This window comes from Paenibacillus dendritiformis (genome assembly GCF_015845845.1).
Classification (GTDB): Bacteria; Bacillota; Bacilli; order Paenibacillales; family Paenibacillaceae; genus Paenibacillus_B; species Paenibacillus_B dendritiformis_C.
Genome location: NZ_LDIG01000142.1, coordinates 1 through 15428 on the forward strand (window position 1 = coordinate 1; position 15428 = coordinate 15428).

At 53.6% G+C, this 15428-nt stretch carries 21 protein-coding genes and 1 pseudogene; 16 read left to right on the forward strand and 6 right to left on the reverse strand.

All coding sequences use genetic code 11. From position 1 onward, the window contains the following. The first annotated feature begins 160 nt into the window (after positions 1-160). The 4 genes from ABD76_RS13170 to ABD76_RS13185 all read left to right on the forward strand — a co-directional run bounded on the left by ABD76_RS13170 (position 161) and on the right by ABD76_RS13185 (position 3379). Positions 161-1483, forward strand: coding sequence for an IS4 family transposase (locus ABD76_RS13170; RefSeq protein ID WP_197257525.1), 1323 nt, complete (start codon positions 161-163; stop codon positions 1481-1483). A 255-nt stretch (positions 1484-1738) separates the two neighbouring features. Then, entirely contained in the window at positions 1739-2383 is a 645-nt protein-coding gene (locus ABD76_RS13175; protein WP_197257527.1) for a MerR family transcriptional regulator, read from the forward strand. After that, positions 2380-3060 (forward strand): DMT family transporter, encoded by a 681-nt coding sequence (locus ABD76_RS13180; protein WP_197257529.1) that lies wholly within the window; start codon positions 2380-2382, stop codon positions 3058-3060. Before ABD76_RS13175 ends, ABD76_RS13180 begins: the two co-directional genes overlap by 4 nt. 4 nt (positions 3061-3064) lie before the next feature. Next, positions 3065-3379: a DMT family transporter gene (locus ABD76_RS13185; RefSeq protein ID WP_197257531.1), complete on the forward strand. Its 315-nt coding sequence runs from the start codon at positions 3065-3067 to the stop codon at positions 3377-3379. 60 nt (positions 3380-3439) lie between these two features. Here the strand turns inward: ABD76_RS13185 and ABD76_RS13190 are convergent, their stop codons facing one another. Further along, on the reverse strand, positions 3440-3658 hold the full coding sequence (locus ABD76_RS13190) for a hypothetical protein (protein WP_197257533.1): 219 nt from the start codon (positions 3656-3658) through the stop codon (positions 3440-3442). A gap of 137 nt (positions 3659-3795) precedes the next feature. Beyond that, positions 3796-4194 (reverse strand): rRNA adenine N-6-methyltransferase family protein, encoded by a 399-nt coding sequence (locus tag ABD76_RS13195; RefSeq protein WP_197257535.1) that lies wholly within the window; start codon positions 4192-4194, stop codon positions 3796-3798. Positions 4195-4625: 431 nt separating this feature from the next. Here ABD76_RS13195 and ABD76_RS13200 point away from each other — a divergent pair, with 431 nt between their 5' ends. From ABD76_RS13200 to ABD76_RS13210, 3 genes are all read left to right on the forward strand, one after another. After that, a complete protein-coding gene (locus ABD76_RS13200) occupies positions 4626-5153 on the forward strand; it encodes a GNAT family N-acetyltransferase (RefSeq protein ID WP_197257537.1) in 528 nt (175 codons plus the stop codon). A gap of 213 nt (positions 5154-5366) precedes the next feature. Next, complete coding sequence (locus ABD76_RS13205; protein ID WP_197257539.1) at positions 5367-5933, forward strand: hypothetical protein; 567 nt, start codon at positions 5367-5369, stop codon at positions 5931-5933. 39 nt (positions 5934-5972) lie between these two features. Further along, entirely contained in the window at positions 5973-6623 is a 651-nt protein-coding gene (locus ABD76_RS13210; RefSeq protein ID WP_197257541.1) for a Type 1 glutamine amidotransferase-like domain-containing protein, read from the forward strand. 63 nt (positions 6624-6686) lie between these two features. On the opposite strand, the gene ABD76_RS13215 is transcribed toward ABD76_RS13210, so the two are convergent. Then, the gene (locus tag ABD76_RS13215; protein ID WP_197257544.1) at positions 6687-7004 is read right to left on the reverse strand and encodes an AzlD domain-containing protein; all 318 of its coding nucleotides are present in this window, start codon (positions 7002-7004) and stop codon (positions 6687-6689) included. Then, positions 7001-7711, reverse strand: a complete 711-nt coding sequence (locus ABD76_RS13220) for an AzlC family ABC transporter permease (protein WP_197257546.1) — start codon at positions 7709-7711, stop codon at positions 7001-7003. The genes ABD76_RS13215 and ABD76_RS13220 overlap by 4 nt, the downstream gene beginning before the upstream one ends. Positions 7712-7861: 150 nt before the next feature. Between ABD76_RS13220 and ABD76_RS13225 the strand changes: the two genes are divergently transcribed. The 3 genes from ABD76_RS13225 (at position 7862) to ABD76_RS13235 (ending at position 9479) form a co-directional block, all read left to right on the forward strand. Continuing rightward, positions 7862-8440 (forward strand): helix-turn-helix domain-containing protein, encoded by a 579-nt coding sequence (locus tag ABD76_RS13225; RefSeq protein WP_197257548.1) that lies wholly within the window; start codon positions 7862-7864, stop codon positions 8438-8440. Between the two features lie 38 nt (positions 8441-8478). Further along, positions 8479-8706, forward strand: a complete 228-nt coding sequence (locus ABD76_RS13230; protein WP_338125120.1) for an HAD hydrolase-like protein — start codon at positions 8479-8481, stop codon at positions 8704-8706. Between the two features lie 134 nt (positions 8707-8840). Then, a complete protein-coding gene (locus ABD76_RS13235) occupies positions 8841-9479 on the forward strand; it encodes a class I SAM-dependent methyltransferase (protein WP_242069559.1) in 639 nt (212 codons plus the stop codon). Between the two features lie 192 nt (positions 9480-9671). On the opposite strand, the gene ABD76_RS13240 is transcribed toward ABD76_RS13235, so the two are convergent. Then, entirely contained in the window at positions 9672-9902 is a 231-nt protein-coding gene (locus ABD76_RS13240; RefSeq protein ID WP_197257550.1) for a hypothetical protein, read from the reverse strand. Between the two features lie 262 nt (positions 9903-10164). Here ABD76_RS13240 and ABD76_RS13245 point away from each other — a divergent pair, with 262 nt between their 5' ends. The 6 genes and pseudogenes from ABD76_RS13245 (at position 10165) to ABD76_RS13270 (ending at position 15005) form a co-directional block, all read left to right on the forward strand. Then, positions 10165-11598, forward strand: a complete 1434-nt coding sequence (locus tag ABD76_RS13245) for a GNAT family N-acetyltransferase (RefSeq protein WP_197257552.1) — start codon at positions 10165-10167, stop codon at positions 11596-11598. Between the two features lie 234 nt (positions 11599-11832). Continuing rightward, positions 11833-12045: a hypothetical protein gene (locus ABD76_RS13250; protein WP_197257553.1), complete on the forward strand. Its 213-nt coding sequence runs from the start codon at positions 11833-11835 to the stop codon at positions 12043-12045. A 156-nt stretch (positions 12046-12201) separates the two neighbouring features. Further along, the gene (locus ABD76_RS13255; protein WP_197257554.1) at positions 12202-12789 is read left to right on the forward strand and encodes a sigma-70 family RNA polymerase sigma factor; all 588 of its coding nucleotides are present in this window, start codon (positions 12202-12204) and stop codon (positions 12787-12789) included. Beyond that, positions 12747-13796: a DUF4367 domain-containing protein gene (locus ABD76_RS13260; RefSeq protein WP_197257555.1), complete on the forward strand. Its 1050-nt coding sequence runs from the start codon at positions 12747-12749 to the stop codon at positions 13794-13796. Before ABD76_RS13255 ends, ABD76_RS13260 begins: the two co-directional genes overlap by 43 nt. Positions 13797-13878: 82 nt before the next feature. Beyond that, positions 13879-14064 (forward strand): annotated as a pseudogene (locus ABD76_RS13265) (hypothetical protein); the annotation flags it as partial. Positions 14065-14801: 737 nt separating this feature from the next. Further along, positions 14802-15005 carry a hypothetical protein gene (locus tag ABD76_RS13270; protein WP_197257556.1) on the forward strand — a complete coding sequence of 68 codons (204 nt, stop codon included), beginning with the start codon at positions 14802-14804 and terminating at the stop codon, positions 15003-15005. A gap of 202 nt (positions 15006-15207) precedes the next feature. Here the strand turns inward: ABD76_RS13270 and ABD76_RS13275 are convergent. Then, positions 15208-15428, reverse strand: a 221-nt coding sequence (locus ABD76_RS13275) for a transposase (RefSeq protein ID WP_197257414.1), incomplete at its 5' end; no start/stop codon positions are given.

Consider the following 15428-nt stretch of genomic DNA (forward strand, 5'->3'; position numbering starts at 1 on the left):
CAATGTCATTAAGATAAGGCGCGGAAACCATAATCAAGCACAAGAGCAGGTTATCAAAAAGATAGCCCGCTCTTTTTTTTGTTTCAAAAGAAAATCAAGACTTAACAGGTAGATGGATATGTGTGGCGAAGCCCCTTGAAAAAACGAGGAGGTTACGCCAATGAATGAGTACGCGAATTCGCTAAAAGAAACGCTGACATCCCTCATACGAGAAATGGCAGCCGCACCAGCACCTTATGTCAAAAACCCTGAAAAAGATTTTACCCGAAAGAAAAAGCTATCCTTTGAAACGGTGATGCAACTCCTGATCTCCATGGGGGGCAACAGCATATATAAGGAACTCCTGGAATCCCAAGGTTATAACGTAAACACCGCAACCACTTCCGCTTTTGTCCAACAGAGGAATAAAATCCTGCCGTCTGCTGTGGAATTCTTGTTTCACGCATTTACGCAATCGTATACGGATATCAAGGACTACCGAGGGTATCGATTACTTGCCGTTGACGGTTCGGATTTACATATCGCAACTGACTCTGCGGACACGGACACCTATTTTCAAAGTCAACCGAACACGAAAGGCTATAGCCTTCTGCATTTGAACGCTGCCTATGACTTGTGCAACAGACTGTACGTGGATGCCATTGTTCAACCACGAAGGTTGTGCAACGAGGGAAGGGCGCTGGCTGCTATGGTTGACCGTTCTCCCATCAAGGGCAAAACCATTGTTATTGCCGATAGAGGTTATGAAAGTTACAACAATTTCGCGCACCTTGAACGCAAAGGGTGGAACTATGTCATACGGGTAAAGGATTTGGATTCCAATGGTATTCTTTCGGGCTTGCGTTTGCCCTCTAGCGGAGAGTTTGATAGGGACGTTCATCTGACACTCACCAAAAAACAAACCAAAGAGGTCAAGGCTAATCCCGAGATGTACAAGTTCGTTCCTTCCACGTCTACATTTGATTTTTTGGATTTGCATGAGAACTTGTTTTACCCGATTACCTTTCGGGTTGTTCGTTTCGTCCTGCCTCATGGCGCTTATGAGACCGTCATTACGAATCTTTCTGCCGCTGATTTCCCACCCGATGAAATCAAGTCTATGTATAACAGGCGATGGGGCATTGAAACCTCTTTCAGGGCATTAAAGTACACTGTCGGTCTGACGAATTTTCACGCAAAGAGACGAGAGTCCATCACCCAAGAGATTTTCGCAAGAATGATCATGTACAATTTCGCTGAAATGATGACCTCACACGTCGTCATTTCCCAAATGGATAAACGGCACTCATACCAAGTCAACTTCACGGTTGCCGTTCACGTTTCTAGACATTTCCTGCGCTCACGGCACGATGAACCCCCGCCCGATGTTGAAGCACTGATCCGCAAAAACATTTTGCCGATTCGCCCCGTTCGCCCAGGGCAGCAGAATACGCGCAAAATACGCTACAAATCAGTTGTTAGCTTCGTCTATAGAGTAGCATAATTCGTTTCATATGAACATTTTTTAAGCGGATCTTCCGTCCGCTTTGTTTGCTGTACGCTTTTTCCTTGCTTGCACCAAAAACAAACGGCACAGGGCTTTTTCCCATGCCGTTTCGGATTCCATTTTTATTTCCGCTCTTGTCTTTGAGCTTAACTTAATGACATTGGCGCTCAACCCCTGCTTTTTATTTCTCCTGTGAACTCTTGACCTTCACGTATACGTTATCCTTTACAATGAACGAAGGAGGGGATGAAGGTGTATCGTATTGGGGATGTAACCGAGATGGCGAATATCAGCAGACGGACGCTGCATTATTACAATGAGATCGGTCTACTGCATCCCGCGAAGGTCGAAGGCAATTCATACCGCTATTATGATGACGCCGCGTTAATGAAACTCCAGAAGATTATATTGTTGAAATCGCTCGGCTTCACGTTGGAGCAAATTAAGCAGGTGTTCCGGGATACCGGGCAAGCGGACAAGGAAAATGAAGGCTGGATCCAGGCGCTGGAAGCGAGAGAACTGGAGGATGGCCGCATTCCTCCGGTCTTCTCTGCCCAGGAATATACGGGTGAGGAACTCGCGATTCTGTCCCGGCTGCCTGATCTGGGAAGCGCCGATCCGCGCGCGGAACAATATATTCGGTTGATGGGCGCCATCCGGGAACAGATGGATGCACCGCCGGCTTCGCCTCAGGCCCAACATCTGGCCAAGGAGCTGTATGAGATGGCATTGAGCTTGTTCCAGGGGAATGCCGCACTGCTGGATAAATATTGGAGCCGGCTCGTTCCCGAAGAGGGGCAGATGCCGGTGGTATACGGTCATGATCGGGAGCTGATGGCTTATGCGGATGCGATGATCGACTGCTACCTCCAGACTTCAGGGGGGGAAGAGCCATGAAGAGAAGCCTGGCCCTTCATATCGCATGGTTCGCGGCTGCTCATGCCGCAGCCTATGCAGCCTATATTATCATACATTCGGACATTGCCTTGCCGCCATGGCTCCTGTCGTTCAAGGAAGCGGCAGTCAGCGGGAAGAGCGGTCTGTATCATGAACCTGCCGGCATTTATATTAACGGGCTGTGGCTGCTGATCCTGATCATCGATGCCTGCTATTCCTTCTCAGGCTCGCAGCCGAAGGAACAGGCGGCTACGGTTCCGGCGCGGCGTTCCTCCGATCCGCCGCCGGCCCGGCCGCCGATTGAACCGTTCGAACCGCAAGCGGGCCCTGTCTGCGGGAAGCCGGGCCCGCGCAGCCGCCCATGGTTCTATCTGCTATTAGGCGGGATGCTCGAGATGGTGTGGGCGTTATTATTGAAGCTGAATATGCTGGGCGGCCCGCTCCTGGTCATTTTTTATTTCAGCTTCTATTGTCTGGCCAAGGCAGCCAAGTCACTCCCGGTCAGCACGGTTGCCGCCGCGTTCGCCGGCATCGGGGCGGGGGGCACGGTCACGATGGATATGCTGTTGTTCGACTCCGGGGTGAACTGGGTTCGACTCGGTCTCGTAGCTCTGCTCGTCTGCTTCATACTCCTGTTGAAGCTCGGAAGCGAGCCAAAGGCTAAGGCGGGAGGATAAGCGGATGGAATGGGTGTATGTCATTATCGCAGGCTGCTTTGAAGTTATCGGCTTTATCTTCGTGAAGCGGATGTCGATACGGGATACGTGGACGAACAATTTGCTGTTGCTGGGGGCATTTGGCGTAAGCCTCTACCTGTTATCCTCTGCGCTGGAGTCGATCCCGTTGGGGGTCGCCTATTCGGTATGGACCGGGATAGGGACGATCGGGACGGCGTTGGTCGGCATGTTCTTTTTCAAGGAACGTGCGACTCCGCTGCGACTCGTCTGTATCGCCGGCATCGTCGGCGCCATCATCGGCTTGCGGTTAACGGTATAAGGAAAGGTTAAGAGGCAGCCTGGACAATCCTGTTCCAGGCTGCCGCTCCTTGATTAGAGCCTATTTTTGCCGCTGCCGCCGGGGCCAGCGGTACGCTTCGACCCGCTCCAGCATCGTCTGAAACACGATGCCCCTTTGGCGCTCATTCAGCGCGCAGGCCGGGATGTTGCGGCTTACGCCGAGGCGTCTGACCAGATGCTTCATCTGCGGCGGCGTAAATACTCCTTGCAAGGCCGCGCTCAACGGAAGATCGGGGCGCTTGAGTGCGTACTCGGCCAAGGCCGCGAACGCATGGCTGTGCTTGGGCGCGACGAGGGCGCCTTCCGCCGAATCAGGACCATCGCGGTATCCACGCTCGGCGGAGGGGCGAAGTGATGCCTCGGGATCGCTTTTGCCCGTTCAATGTCGAACCCCATTCACCACGTCAGCAGGCGAGGGCGCCGAATGAGCCGGGCGGTCAACCCCTTGGCTGCGCCGTAATCCAGAATGAGCGCCTCTCGCTGAAAGGAGCTCGCGGGAGTATCCATCAGCATTGAGAGAATCGGCGTCGTGAGGGAGAATGGAATGTTGGCGACCACGCAAAAGGGCTGCTTCGGCAGATACGCCTTCTGGATATCCCTTTCCACGACCGTAATATTGTCATGCCTCTTCGACTTGCGCCGCAGCATTTCCGCAAATTCCGAATCATTCTCCATGGCAATCACGCTGCCTGCCACCTCGGCCTGGACGAAGGTGAACGCCCCGGTTCCGGCTCCGAGATCGACCACGGTGTCCGCCGGGCGAATCTTGGCCTTATCCATCATTTCACGGGCCATGGCATGGCTCGCTGAACGCAAAAAAACATAGGCGGGACATCTGCCTGTGTTGCTATTGCGGAAGAGGACAAGGGAACAAACCGTAAGGAAGCAAGTGTGCCTCCTTGCCGATTGGCGCGCAGTCTGCTCATCGGATGCGCATGGATCGACGATGCCTCATGACAGGGAGCTTATAAATTTGGTTTTGGCAATTTCTTTTTGGCGCTGTTCTCACGGCAGGGGTCCGTGGTAAGATGAAGATGTCCGTTCCAATATCAGCCAATCATGCTGAAATCTAAGAACGGGCGGGACTTGCCCGTCCTGAAGCGGCGGCGTGGAATCCGTTACTGCCGCTATGATTTCGTGAAGGAGTTGGTTTGCATTCTGCACTGAACATGAGGATGGTTCCTGTTCATGAAGAGAAGAGAGAAGAATAATGGAGGATGCAAATCATGATTAGCATCAGAGAGATGGAGCTTGAGGAATATCGCAAAATCAAGGAGATTGATCGCTCGGAGCAGATTAACTTGATTTATGTCAATCAGGGAGATTCGATCGTGGAACAACCGGCGGGCCATGAATGCCCGACATGGAATCCGGCTGAATTGAAGGAGCTGGAGGAGAGATTCCGGTATGAGCTGAAGCATGGCGGCTTGGCGATTGGCGCATTTGACGGGGACAAGCTGGCCGGATTCGGCGTCTTGGCCCATCGGTTACGGGGGCCGGATCACGATCGGCTTCAGGTCGATCTGATGTATGTGTCCAGGCCCTACCGCCGTCAGGGCATCGGGACCCGGATCATTCGGCTGCTGTCAGAGGAGGCGAAGCGCCGCGGGGCCAAATATTTATATATTTCCTCGACGGAGACCGAGTCTGCCGTTCAGTTCTATCAATCCTGCGGCAGCAGACTCACTCGGGACAAGGACCCTGAGTTGTTCGAGAAAGAGCCTCATGATATTCATATGATCATTGCGCTATAACCCGACTTCTGTTGCACGAGGCAAGGCAGATGAAGGCGGAGCCGATCACGGCACGGAACGAGCGCTGCTTGCGATCTTCGCGGCCGTCGGCTTCCCGCTGACGATGGTGCATTATGCGCTATCAACGTCCGCCGATCTGCCCCGTGGAGCGATAAAGATGTTGAACGAGAGCCTTCTAATAGGCTCTTTTTTCTGATATGGTAAAGAAAGACAATGATTGCAAACGAGGGGAAGGAGGAGGAGGATTTCGCCTATACCCGCACCTTTGAGGAGCTAAGTCTCGGTGATCTGTTCAACTTCGACCTTACTCTGCCGCAGGCCGATCGAAGTTGGGTGACGTTATGGGTGGAAGGATACCGCAGAGGGCAGCCGATGCTGACTGGGCAGCAGCCGCTGGCCGAGTTATCCTTCGGAATCTATCCTGGCGAACGGGAACAAGGGCCACTTGGATTTGCCATGATCGATGCGAAGGAAGGGGAGACGAAGCGCAGCTATCTGCTCCTCTATGCACCCGGCGTGCGTAGTACCGCCAATATCACCATTGATTTGCCGGAGAGCAGGGCGGATACGGTCATGGCGACGATGCTGGAGTATACGCTAGGCGACGAGCCGATACGGCTGCAATCCGGCGAGACCCAGTTATTAGCAATGTACAGACTTATCGATTCCCAAATCATCTCGACAATGGATACAACCAATGAAGAAGAGATTCGGCAAGCGATTGAATCGGATGCCGCCATTTTGCTGTTGAAAATCAAGGTGGAGCGGAAGGAACCATAATATTGTAATTATCTCGCGTACAGGAAAGGAGTAAATGGGATGAAGGATCGTCATCTGTTTCTATTTGGCGGAGGACCGCCATTCGGGGAAGTGCTGGGGAGAAAGTTCGCGGCAATCGCTTCGGCCAGGACCGGCAAGACAGCGATATTATTCATCGAGAGAGACGGATGGCGAGAATACATGCCGACCTGCACAGGAGTACTGGAGCGGAACGGGTTGACCGAATTTATGTATTTGGCGTTAACTCCCCAACCTTCGCGCACCGCGATTGAGCAGCTGCTCTGCTGCAACGGAATCGTCATCTGCGGCGGAGATACCGAGCGGTATCGGAGTCATATCGTCGATACGGTGCTGGGGAGCGTTATCCAGGACATGTACGGCAAGGGCGTCCCGGTGGCCGGCTTCTCCGCCGGCGCCTTGATCAGCCCTGCCGATTGCGTCATCCCGGCGGTTGATAATGCCAGCAATACGAATCTGTTCCTCCGAGGATTGGGCTTGCTTCGCGACGCCGTTGTAAGCGTTCACTTCACGGAATGGAATGAGGAGGAGAACCTGAAGGCGGCGATTGCGAGGATCGGGGTATCCATTGGGTACGGGCTGGATGACGGTACGGGCGTTCATTTCCTGAACGAAGAGCCTGTGCACACGGAAGGCGAGGGGCTGTACCGGTTCGCCAGACAGGATCTGTAACCGCAGGAACAACGAGAGCGCATTCCTGCTGGAATGCGCTTGAATCGGAACACGGCCGCAGAACTATATCAGACGCAGCAGCGCAATGACGAGCACGCCGGCGATCATCGCCCAGAGCGGGCTTTTGCTAAGCCAGGCGGTCAGGCTGGTCACGACGACCGCTACATAATACATCCATTCGATCCGGCCGTCGACGGTCGGGTGGTAGAAGATGGCTGGAGCGACGAGCGCGGCGAAGACGCCGATCGGCACATAGCGGAAGCCGCGTTCGATGCTGGGCGACATCTTGATGTACCGGGCGAGCGCCATGCTCGGATACCGGGTCAGGTAGGTCGCTGCGGCGGCAACGCAGATGACGATAAGGATTGGCAGCGAGATCATTTGGCATACACTCCTACGGCAAATGCGGCCGCCGCTCCGGCGAATACCGCTCCGGACGTGCCGAACCAAGGATAGGCAAGCACGGAGGCGGCCACCGCGAGTCCGGCTGCCGCAGCGTGGCTGCGCCGCTTCAGCATGACGACGAGCAGGCCGAGGAAGGCCGCCGTGAAGGCGAAGTCCAGGCCGTATCGGGCAGGATCCTGGATGAATTCGCCGATCTGGTACCCGACAGCCGAGCTCAGAAGCCATGACAGGAATACGGTGCAGCCAGCGCCCGCGACATAGCCGACGCTGAGCTTGCCGTGCTGCGCCTCCATCATGGACACGCTGTAGCTCTCGTCCGTAATGATATGGCACAGCCAGAGCGGCTGTCCCCGGCGGCATGATTCAAGCTCGCGGCCCACGGACAAGGTATAGATGATATAACGGGCATTGATAAGAAAAGTGCTAAGCGCGATCGTCCACAGGGCCGCATCCTGCTGGATTAAGGACAGGATCGTGAATTGCCCCGCGCCAGACAAGACAAAAAAGGACATCGCAATGGTCTCCAACCATGTGAAATGGTTGGCGTTGTTGGCCAGCGCGCCGAACGCAAGACCGTACGTGAACACGCTCACCGCAAGCGGAAATACATCGAAAACGGCTTTCGTAAACCCTTTTCGAATCGGTATATCCTTTGCTACTCTGGATGATACATAGCCCGCCATTCCGGTATGCTCCTCTAATATGTTATCGTAATTCCCGAGATATAATATAACATACCGGCTGGCGGAATCAACTACTTTTCTGTCTAATTTTTGTCATGTAATTGTAAAAGTGTTTATATTTTGAACATCTCTGCACCTTGGGAGGAAGTTATGGAAAAAGATTTAATCTCAGACCGGATCGGCAAGCGTCTTCGTCACTATCGGCAGCAACTGAACCTGACGCTGGATGATCTGGCGGAGCTTACGGGCGTAAGCAAGCCGATGCTTGGCCAGATTGAGCGGGGCAGCTCGAACCCGACGGTAGCTACGCTGTGGAAGATCGCTTCCGGCTTGCAGGTGCCGCTGACGGCGTTCATATTCGAGAATCCGTCTCTGAAGGTGCTGCGGGCGGAGGAGCAGCCCCAATTCAGAGAAGACAACAAGCGCTTCGAGGCGTACAACACGTACGCGGCGCCCGGGGTATCGCTGGAGACGTTCCGGGCCCGGCTGCATCCGGGGTGCTCCTATCAGTCTGAGCCGCACGGACTGGGGGTGATCGAATCGATTACCGTGTTCGAGGGGACGCTGACGATCGAGATCGGTCCGGAGACGAGCACGTTAAGCAAGGGCGACGCCATCTCCTTCTCGGCGGAGACCGGACATATTTATAAAAACAACACCGATGAAATCTGCGAGATCGCCGTGTCGATTCTATACTCGAATGTCTCCAGTCCCAAAACGTCTATATAGGGCTGATTGCGCAGCGCTTCCGTCTTATATACGCTGACGTGTGCTTGTTCCGGCCGCCTCTGGCGAGATGCGCGGTCATTGGAGATGTCGGCGACACAGACATGATTGCGGCCCATCGGGTCGGGGCGCTTAAAATTTTGGTTCGAACCGGCTGGGGGGAGGGATCGCTGACCGACTTCAAGCACCGGTGGCCGGATATCGAACCCGATTATATCGCCGCTGATATATGGGAGGCGGCGAAGTATGTAATCGGTAGCACGGAATAACCACAGCTGCGTCTCCATTCATGCAGATCGTTAACGTATCGTCGTTATCCAATAAGGAGGCCGAGGTGATTCCATTGTTCAATTCTGTCTCCGCAACCGCATAAAATCGAACGGAATAGGTTGGAGGATGTCGAATGGAGACGACACAAGGCAATCAAGCATCATGGAATGCCCATGCGTATCAAGCATGGCTCAACCGCTTCGGCAAGCCGGAAGAAGCGGCGGTCCGGATCAAAAAGGACCCGGCAAAACGAATCGGAGAATTATATAAATATGTAGGAGATGTACGGCAGAAGAGGATCATCAATCTTCTTGGTTCAAACGGCAGCAAAGCGGTAGCCCTCGCCTTGCTGGGGGCGGAGGTCACGATCGCGGATAACGAGCGCTATGCGAAAGAACTGGCTGCGGAAGCGGACGTCCGCATTCAATACATCGTGGCCGACGTGCTGAAGCTGCCCGCATGCGAGGTAACGCAATCATACGACATTGTGCTGATGGAGCAGGGGATTCTGCATTATTTTCAGGATCTGCGCCCTCTGTTCGACGTGGTCTCCCGCCTGTTGGCCGAGGGAGGCAGGCTGATTCTGCAGGATTTTCATCCCGTATCGACGAAGCTGATCTCTTCCCGGGGAACGACCGCGAATATCCGGACTACTTCGATACGTCGCTCATCGAAAAAGAAGTGGCCTATTCAAAATAATTGGACAGGAACGCTCTTCCGGATGCAGCCCGCAAAGTGCGGCTGCGGAACTGGACATTGGGGGAAATCGTGACCTCGATTGCGGGGGCTGGACTTTATGTGAAGTCGTTGGAGGAACTGCCGAACCAGTCTTGCGCCGCTTTCGATAAAGGAATTCCGAAATCTTATATTATCGTGGCAGTTAAGCTCTAACGGCGGAACCTCCCGCAACCTGCCTCATCACGGGGCAAGCAACCGGCCCGGCAGCATGCCGGGCCTTGTCTCTTTACAGCAATGCGATGGCTAGCAGGGTAAATAAGCTGAGCGTAATGATTTCGTTGTTGTAATTGTAAGGGTAGAACGCGGAGGTCTTGACCTTGCCGCCTCTCGCTTCAGGCCGCAAATAGACATTCTCTCTATCCACATTGACTATCGTCCCGACATATTCTTTGCGGTCAATTGTCAGAATGCGGACTTTTTTGTTCATGCAATATAAGCAATTATAATAAGCTTCCATTGGTTGTTCCCCTCCTTTATTCATTACACTATGATGCGTGTGCCGGGGAGGCACGGCGAATTTACACCCGGCTCTGAGGATATTGCCAGGGCTTGGCTGCGCTTGGAGCTGTGAACGGGAGCGACGAGTCAACCCGAGGCTGCCTGAACTGCGGCAGAAGAAATGGTTAATGACAATAATTATTAACCATATTAAATAAAATGGAGAATGATTCTGCTGCCGGATCAGCAGTGCATTCCACAATCAGGAGGTTCGTTGCGCTATGAGAATCAGAACCGCTTCCGCAGATGATGCGGCAGCTATCGCCCGGGTCTATGTGAATAGCTGGCTGACGACCTACTCGGGCTTGGTGTCGGAAGAATATCTCCAATCCTTGCGCGTAGAGCGCCGGAAGCTGATGTGGGACACCATACTTGCGCAATTGCCCCCCGATCAGACGCTCATCGTCGCTGAGACGGAGGAGCAGGGGATCGTTGGCTTCCTCCATGCCGGCAACAGCCGGGAGCCGGAGATGGGGTATGATTATGAAATCTACGCCGTCTATTTGTTGGCGGAGGTTCAGGGAAGAGGCTTGGGCAGGAAGCTGTTCGGCCGGATGGCGGCCGGGATGAGAGCAAGGGGGCGCGCATCGCTGCATTTATGGGTGCTCGAAGGGAATCCGGCCATTGCCTTTTACGAGAAGATGGGCGGCAGGGCGCGGCATACGAAAGAGATACAGATTGGAGAAGATAGGCATACCGAGATTGCGATGGTATGGGATCAGGTGGATCGGACCGGAGATGAAGCAGCGATCGCTTCTTCCGCGGCTGAAGGCGCCCGCGCGTTCCCGGACAAGCGCACGCTTGCTTCGTTCATCGCAGGCTTGAATCGGGATCCAGAGCATCATATCGGTTATTGCGGGCAGGATCCGGATGAACTCGAGCATACGCTGGAGCATGAATTCTCCGCTCTGGATGCATCATTCGCCGTACTGACGGAACGAGGCGAGCTGATTGGAGCGCTTGGGTTCGATATCGATGCGGGCGGCCGGTCAGCGGAAATATGGGGGCCGTTCCTGAGCTGTCCGCAGGATGAATGGCAGCAGCGCGCGATGGAGCTATGGAACCGAATGAAGTATGAACTGGCGTTTCAGGTAGATACGTTTTACGGTTTTTATCATGAGATGAACCGGAATGCCCATCAATGGATGCTGCAGCTTGGCGCGGAGTTGAAGAGCACGGAGGTGGTGCTCAAGGCAGAGCGGCCGCTCCCTCTCGGCCATGCGCACCCCTCCGTGCGGGAACTAGCGCCGCTCCGCTCAGGCGACTTCCTTCGCCTGCATGAGGCCGCATTCCCTGGAACCTACCGGAGCGGCCCGGAGATATTGGAACGAATGAACGCAAATTATCGCGTCTTTATGTATGAAGACGAGGATGGTCTGCAAGGTTATATTTACGTGGAGCGGGAGCCGGAGTTCGGAGATGGCCGGATTGAGTTCTTAGCCGTCGCTCCTTCGGCGCGGGGGAGAGGAATCGCGCAGGCGCTGTTCCAGCGAGGGCTGGGTTATTTGTTCGAAGACCCTCGGATCGAAAATATTACGCTGTGCGTTCGGGCGGACAACGATCAGGCGCTGCGTTTGTATCGCAAGGCCGGCTTCCGTGAATTGCACCGGCTCCGTTTTTATACGCTTGCGGCTGCCAATTGGACAAGCGAATGAAGGGGAGCGGCCCCCATCCCGCTAGCCGTGATAATAGATTCTAAAAAGCAGACGGGAGGAAGGAAACATGACATTGCCTATTAGCGAAGTGCAGCTTGCGGACATGAGCGGCATTGAGGTGAAGTATTACATCGGAGCGGCGGCGAACCGTCCCTATGATAAGATCCTGCTTATTGCATATGCCGGCCAATACGGCTTCGGCTCCTCCGGCAACGGCGATGCGAGATTTATAATATGCTGGACACCGTACTGGATATCGGAAGCGCCAAGTATGTGGAGGAACCCTTTCCGCTGGCCGTCATTGTCGGACCGCATTGCGAGGAAGCGGTCAGAACCCTGCTGCTCGGCATTCACAGCACCGAGTCCCTCGACAAGTTCGATTGGGTTCATCGGAACAGGGAGAGCGCCTGGCGCTACATCGAAGCGCAGATCGCGGCATCCGCTTAGCGTTCCATCGGGAGTGGCGCCAAGCCGGCGGTCCGGGGTTCCCGTCCGGCTTTCTCCAGCGTTTTTTCCGAATGAAGCCCAAAAATAATTAGCCAGGTTATGTCCCTTTTTCCTTCGCTCACGTGTTATAGCAAGGTAGAGAGGAGGGGCTATTTTGTGGACGGCATCGAAGAGAAGGTCATTCAAGTTCAGGCCGGGGACGTGCATGAGTATGCCTGCATATTAGTAGAGAGGTTCCAGCAGCCGCTCTACCGGTATTGCACCCGCTTGCTCGGGAACCGGCAGGAAGCGGAGGATGCGGTGCAAGAGGTGCTGGTCAAGGCCTATGAGAAAATCCATTTGTACCAACCGGTGGTCAGCTTCTCTTCTTGGCTGTATAAAATCGCCTATCATCATTGTCTCAATCTGCTGCGCCGACGCCAGCTCCAGCGCAAGATCATGTGGATGTTCCGCCCGGATGACCTGGCGCCGAGCGCGGAGCAGAGGATGACGGACGAATTGTTCGACGAGCCGCTGGCATCGGCCTGGCTGTCCTTGTCGGGCGAGGAACGCAGTCTGCTTGTGCTGCGCGTATTCGAGGAGAAATCGTTCGAAGAGATTGGGACCATCATGAACAAGAATAGGGAAGCCGTAAAAAAACGATATGGCCGGGTCAGACAGAAATTAAAGAGCGTTATCGGTGAAAGCGAGGTGAGAGAGACATGCGTCAATTCCGGGGCGGCCATGAAGATGAGAAGAAGATAGCAAGTTGCGTCAAGCCGGTTCCGGCCGCATCTTCCTTCGATGTGCGCGTTCAGGTAATGGAACGCGTCTGCCGGATACATAAGGAGCGCCAGGCCAAGAGAAGCGGAGGCCGCCGCATGACTCGCAGGTCGTTCCTTGCTATGGCGGGCATTATCGTGGCGTTGAGCTCTCTTACCGGATTCGCCGCATCCCGATATTTTCAGATCACCAATGAAAAAGGAAAAGTCATAATTAAGACCATGTCGTACGAAGCGGAGGAAAAGCGGAACCGCAAATATCAGCCCTACCAAAATAAACTGTCCCGGCAGCTGGAGAAGTACAAGCCGCAAATTCAAGAATTGGAGGAGCAGCTGCGTCCGGGGGAGATCATCGCGTATTATATTGATGATGACATTATCAACACACTGGACACATTGGGCAAAGCCAAATTTACGTATAAGCCGCTGAAATATACAGATTACGGCCAATATATTTCGCGCGTAACCGAGGAGAAGAAAAACCAACCGATGATTCCGGAGCGTCTGACGGATAGCCTTGTCTTTGAAGAAGGAATTCTGAATCCCGATTTTATGTTTGGCAAGGATGTTCACGAGAACTTCGCGGAGCAGATGAAGTTGGCCGAGGAGTTCGAGCAGGAAGCCAAAAAAGCCAAAGGCGATCAGAAAATTTTTACGAAGAAGATGCCTTGGGTCGTCGGGGAAGAGGGATATCTCAGCGTGTTATATAGCGACGGCAAAAGCTCGCTGCGGCTTGGTATCAGCAAATTATCGGGAAATAGTACGGTCCAGACGTATACGACGGCCCAAACGAAAGTAGAGAAAATCAAGATAAACGGCCGCGAAGTAATCATCCATGATGAATCCAAATCAGAAAAAAAACACCTGGAATATATGGCGGTCTGGTATGACGAAAAGAAAAAGTACTCCTATTCCCTAGGGGTCGATAAAGAGAACAAGCTGTCCAAACAAGACTTCCTGGAAGCGCTGGAAGCGCTCATCAAGCCATAATTCGCTTCCGGCGCGCACATATAGCTGCATAAGACTTACTAGCGGTATATTTCCGCCTCTTGGTGACAGCGTACTACATTTGACGATGTGCCTGCTTGCACTGTCTGATCAAGGTCAGCCCTTTTATGACGAAAACCTTGCGCGAGTGCTGGCGCGGGACGGCACCCCTTGCTTCGCCTGTACCCCGAGCCTGCTTCCGGAGCTGGTCGAAGGCGCCTTGAAAGGCCATGATTTGGCCGAACTGGCCAAGCGGGTAGGGACAAAATAAATGACAACCTATCGTGTGGGATATGTAAAGGACGGCATTTTGCCGTCCTTTCAGACTGTCGACAATGGTGTGGGCGAGATAGTCCGCCTTATCCACGCCAGCATTCGTCAATTGGCGGATAGACGGTCCGGGCGCGCAGCCGCTCCGAGACGCCCTACAAGGTCTAACGGTTCGAAAATACATCCCATCTATTCCTCCCTCGTTCCCGGCCGGAACGGCTGCAGCTCCGGTCATCCTCTTCATGAAAGCTGCAGTCTCTCCCGCGACGCTCGTCATCTGCTCCTCCGCCAATACTGCAAGAATGCAGCAATTTCATTGGCATGAGGTTGCGAAAATAGGAATGCTGCAAAATTACAGTCATTTCCCTCAGCAGAGCATGGATTGCGTTCAAAATCTGCGAAATGATGTAGTTTAGCAGGATTTTCTCGGAATTTAGCCTCTTGAGGCCCAAAATGCTGCGCCTGTGCAGCATTTTCTCACGGGGGCACCTTGCTTCACTCTCGGCCCCGCTTGCTTCTTCGCGGCCTCACACACTTCACCCTCGGCCCCGCTTGCTTCTTCCGCGGGCTCACACACTTCACTCTCGCCCCGCTTGCCCTATCCTCACTGTATCAATCTGATATGCTTCATCACCGGGCTTTTTCACTTTTTTCCTTTTTATGTCCCTTTTGCGGAGGCAGTTTGGTTATACTCAATGACCAAATATGAAAGGGCAATGCCCGAAAGGAGAAGATCGAATGAAGACCAAGAAAAACATTGCTCTCGCACTCGCAAGTCTGATGCTGTTAAGCGCGTTCTCATCCGGAGCGGCTTACGCGGCTCCCGCGGCGGCCGAGACGAACAAGACAAAGAAAGCTTCCGCCGCGAAGAAAGCGAGATGGAAAACGCAGTCTGAAGCGCTCGAATGGATGTATAAGAACAAAAAGGCTCTTCGCCACTAGCAATGTTATGAGAACAAATGGTTCTATCAACCCTTTGAAAATCTTTGAAAACCGGACAAGGGAATTGGTATAGATGCTTCGCTCTGCGTTCACCTTCTGTAGCAGCATAAACATGCCAGTAAATGGACATACTGGTGGCTGGACAAGGGAATTGGTTCAGGTGCGAGCGATGCGTGGCTCCATGCTGTAGCCAGTTCTTTTCTTATTTCAATGTGAAGTTAAGTTTGCCCGCCAGAACGTACACCATGGCGATGATGTTTTTCTCGGAACGGTATCCGCGAGCTTTCCGTTTGGCGGCCTGGAACAAGCTATTCACTCCCTCCAGAAGGCCATTCGTCAGCTTTGACGAGAACCAGCGAACAACGCCATCGTAGTGATTTTGCAGCATTTTAGCGACTTCGACCATTGGAGCCAAACGGCAAC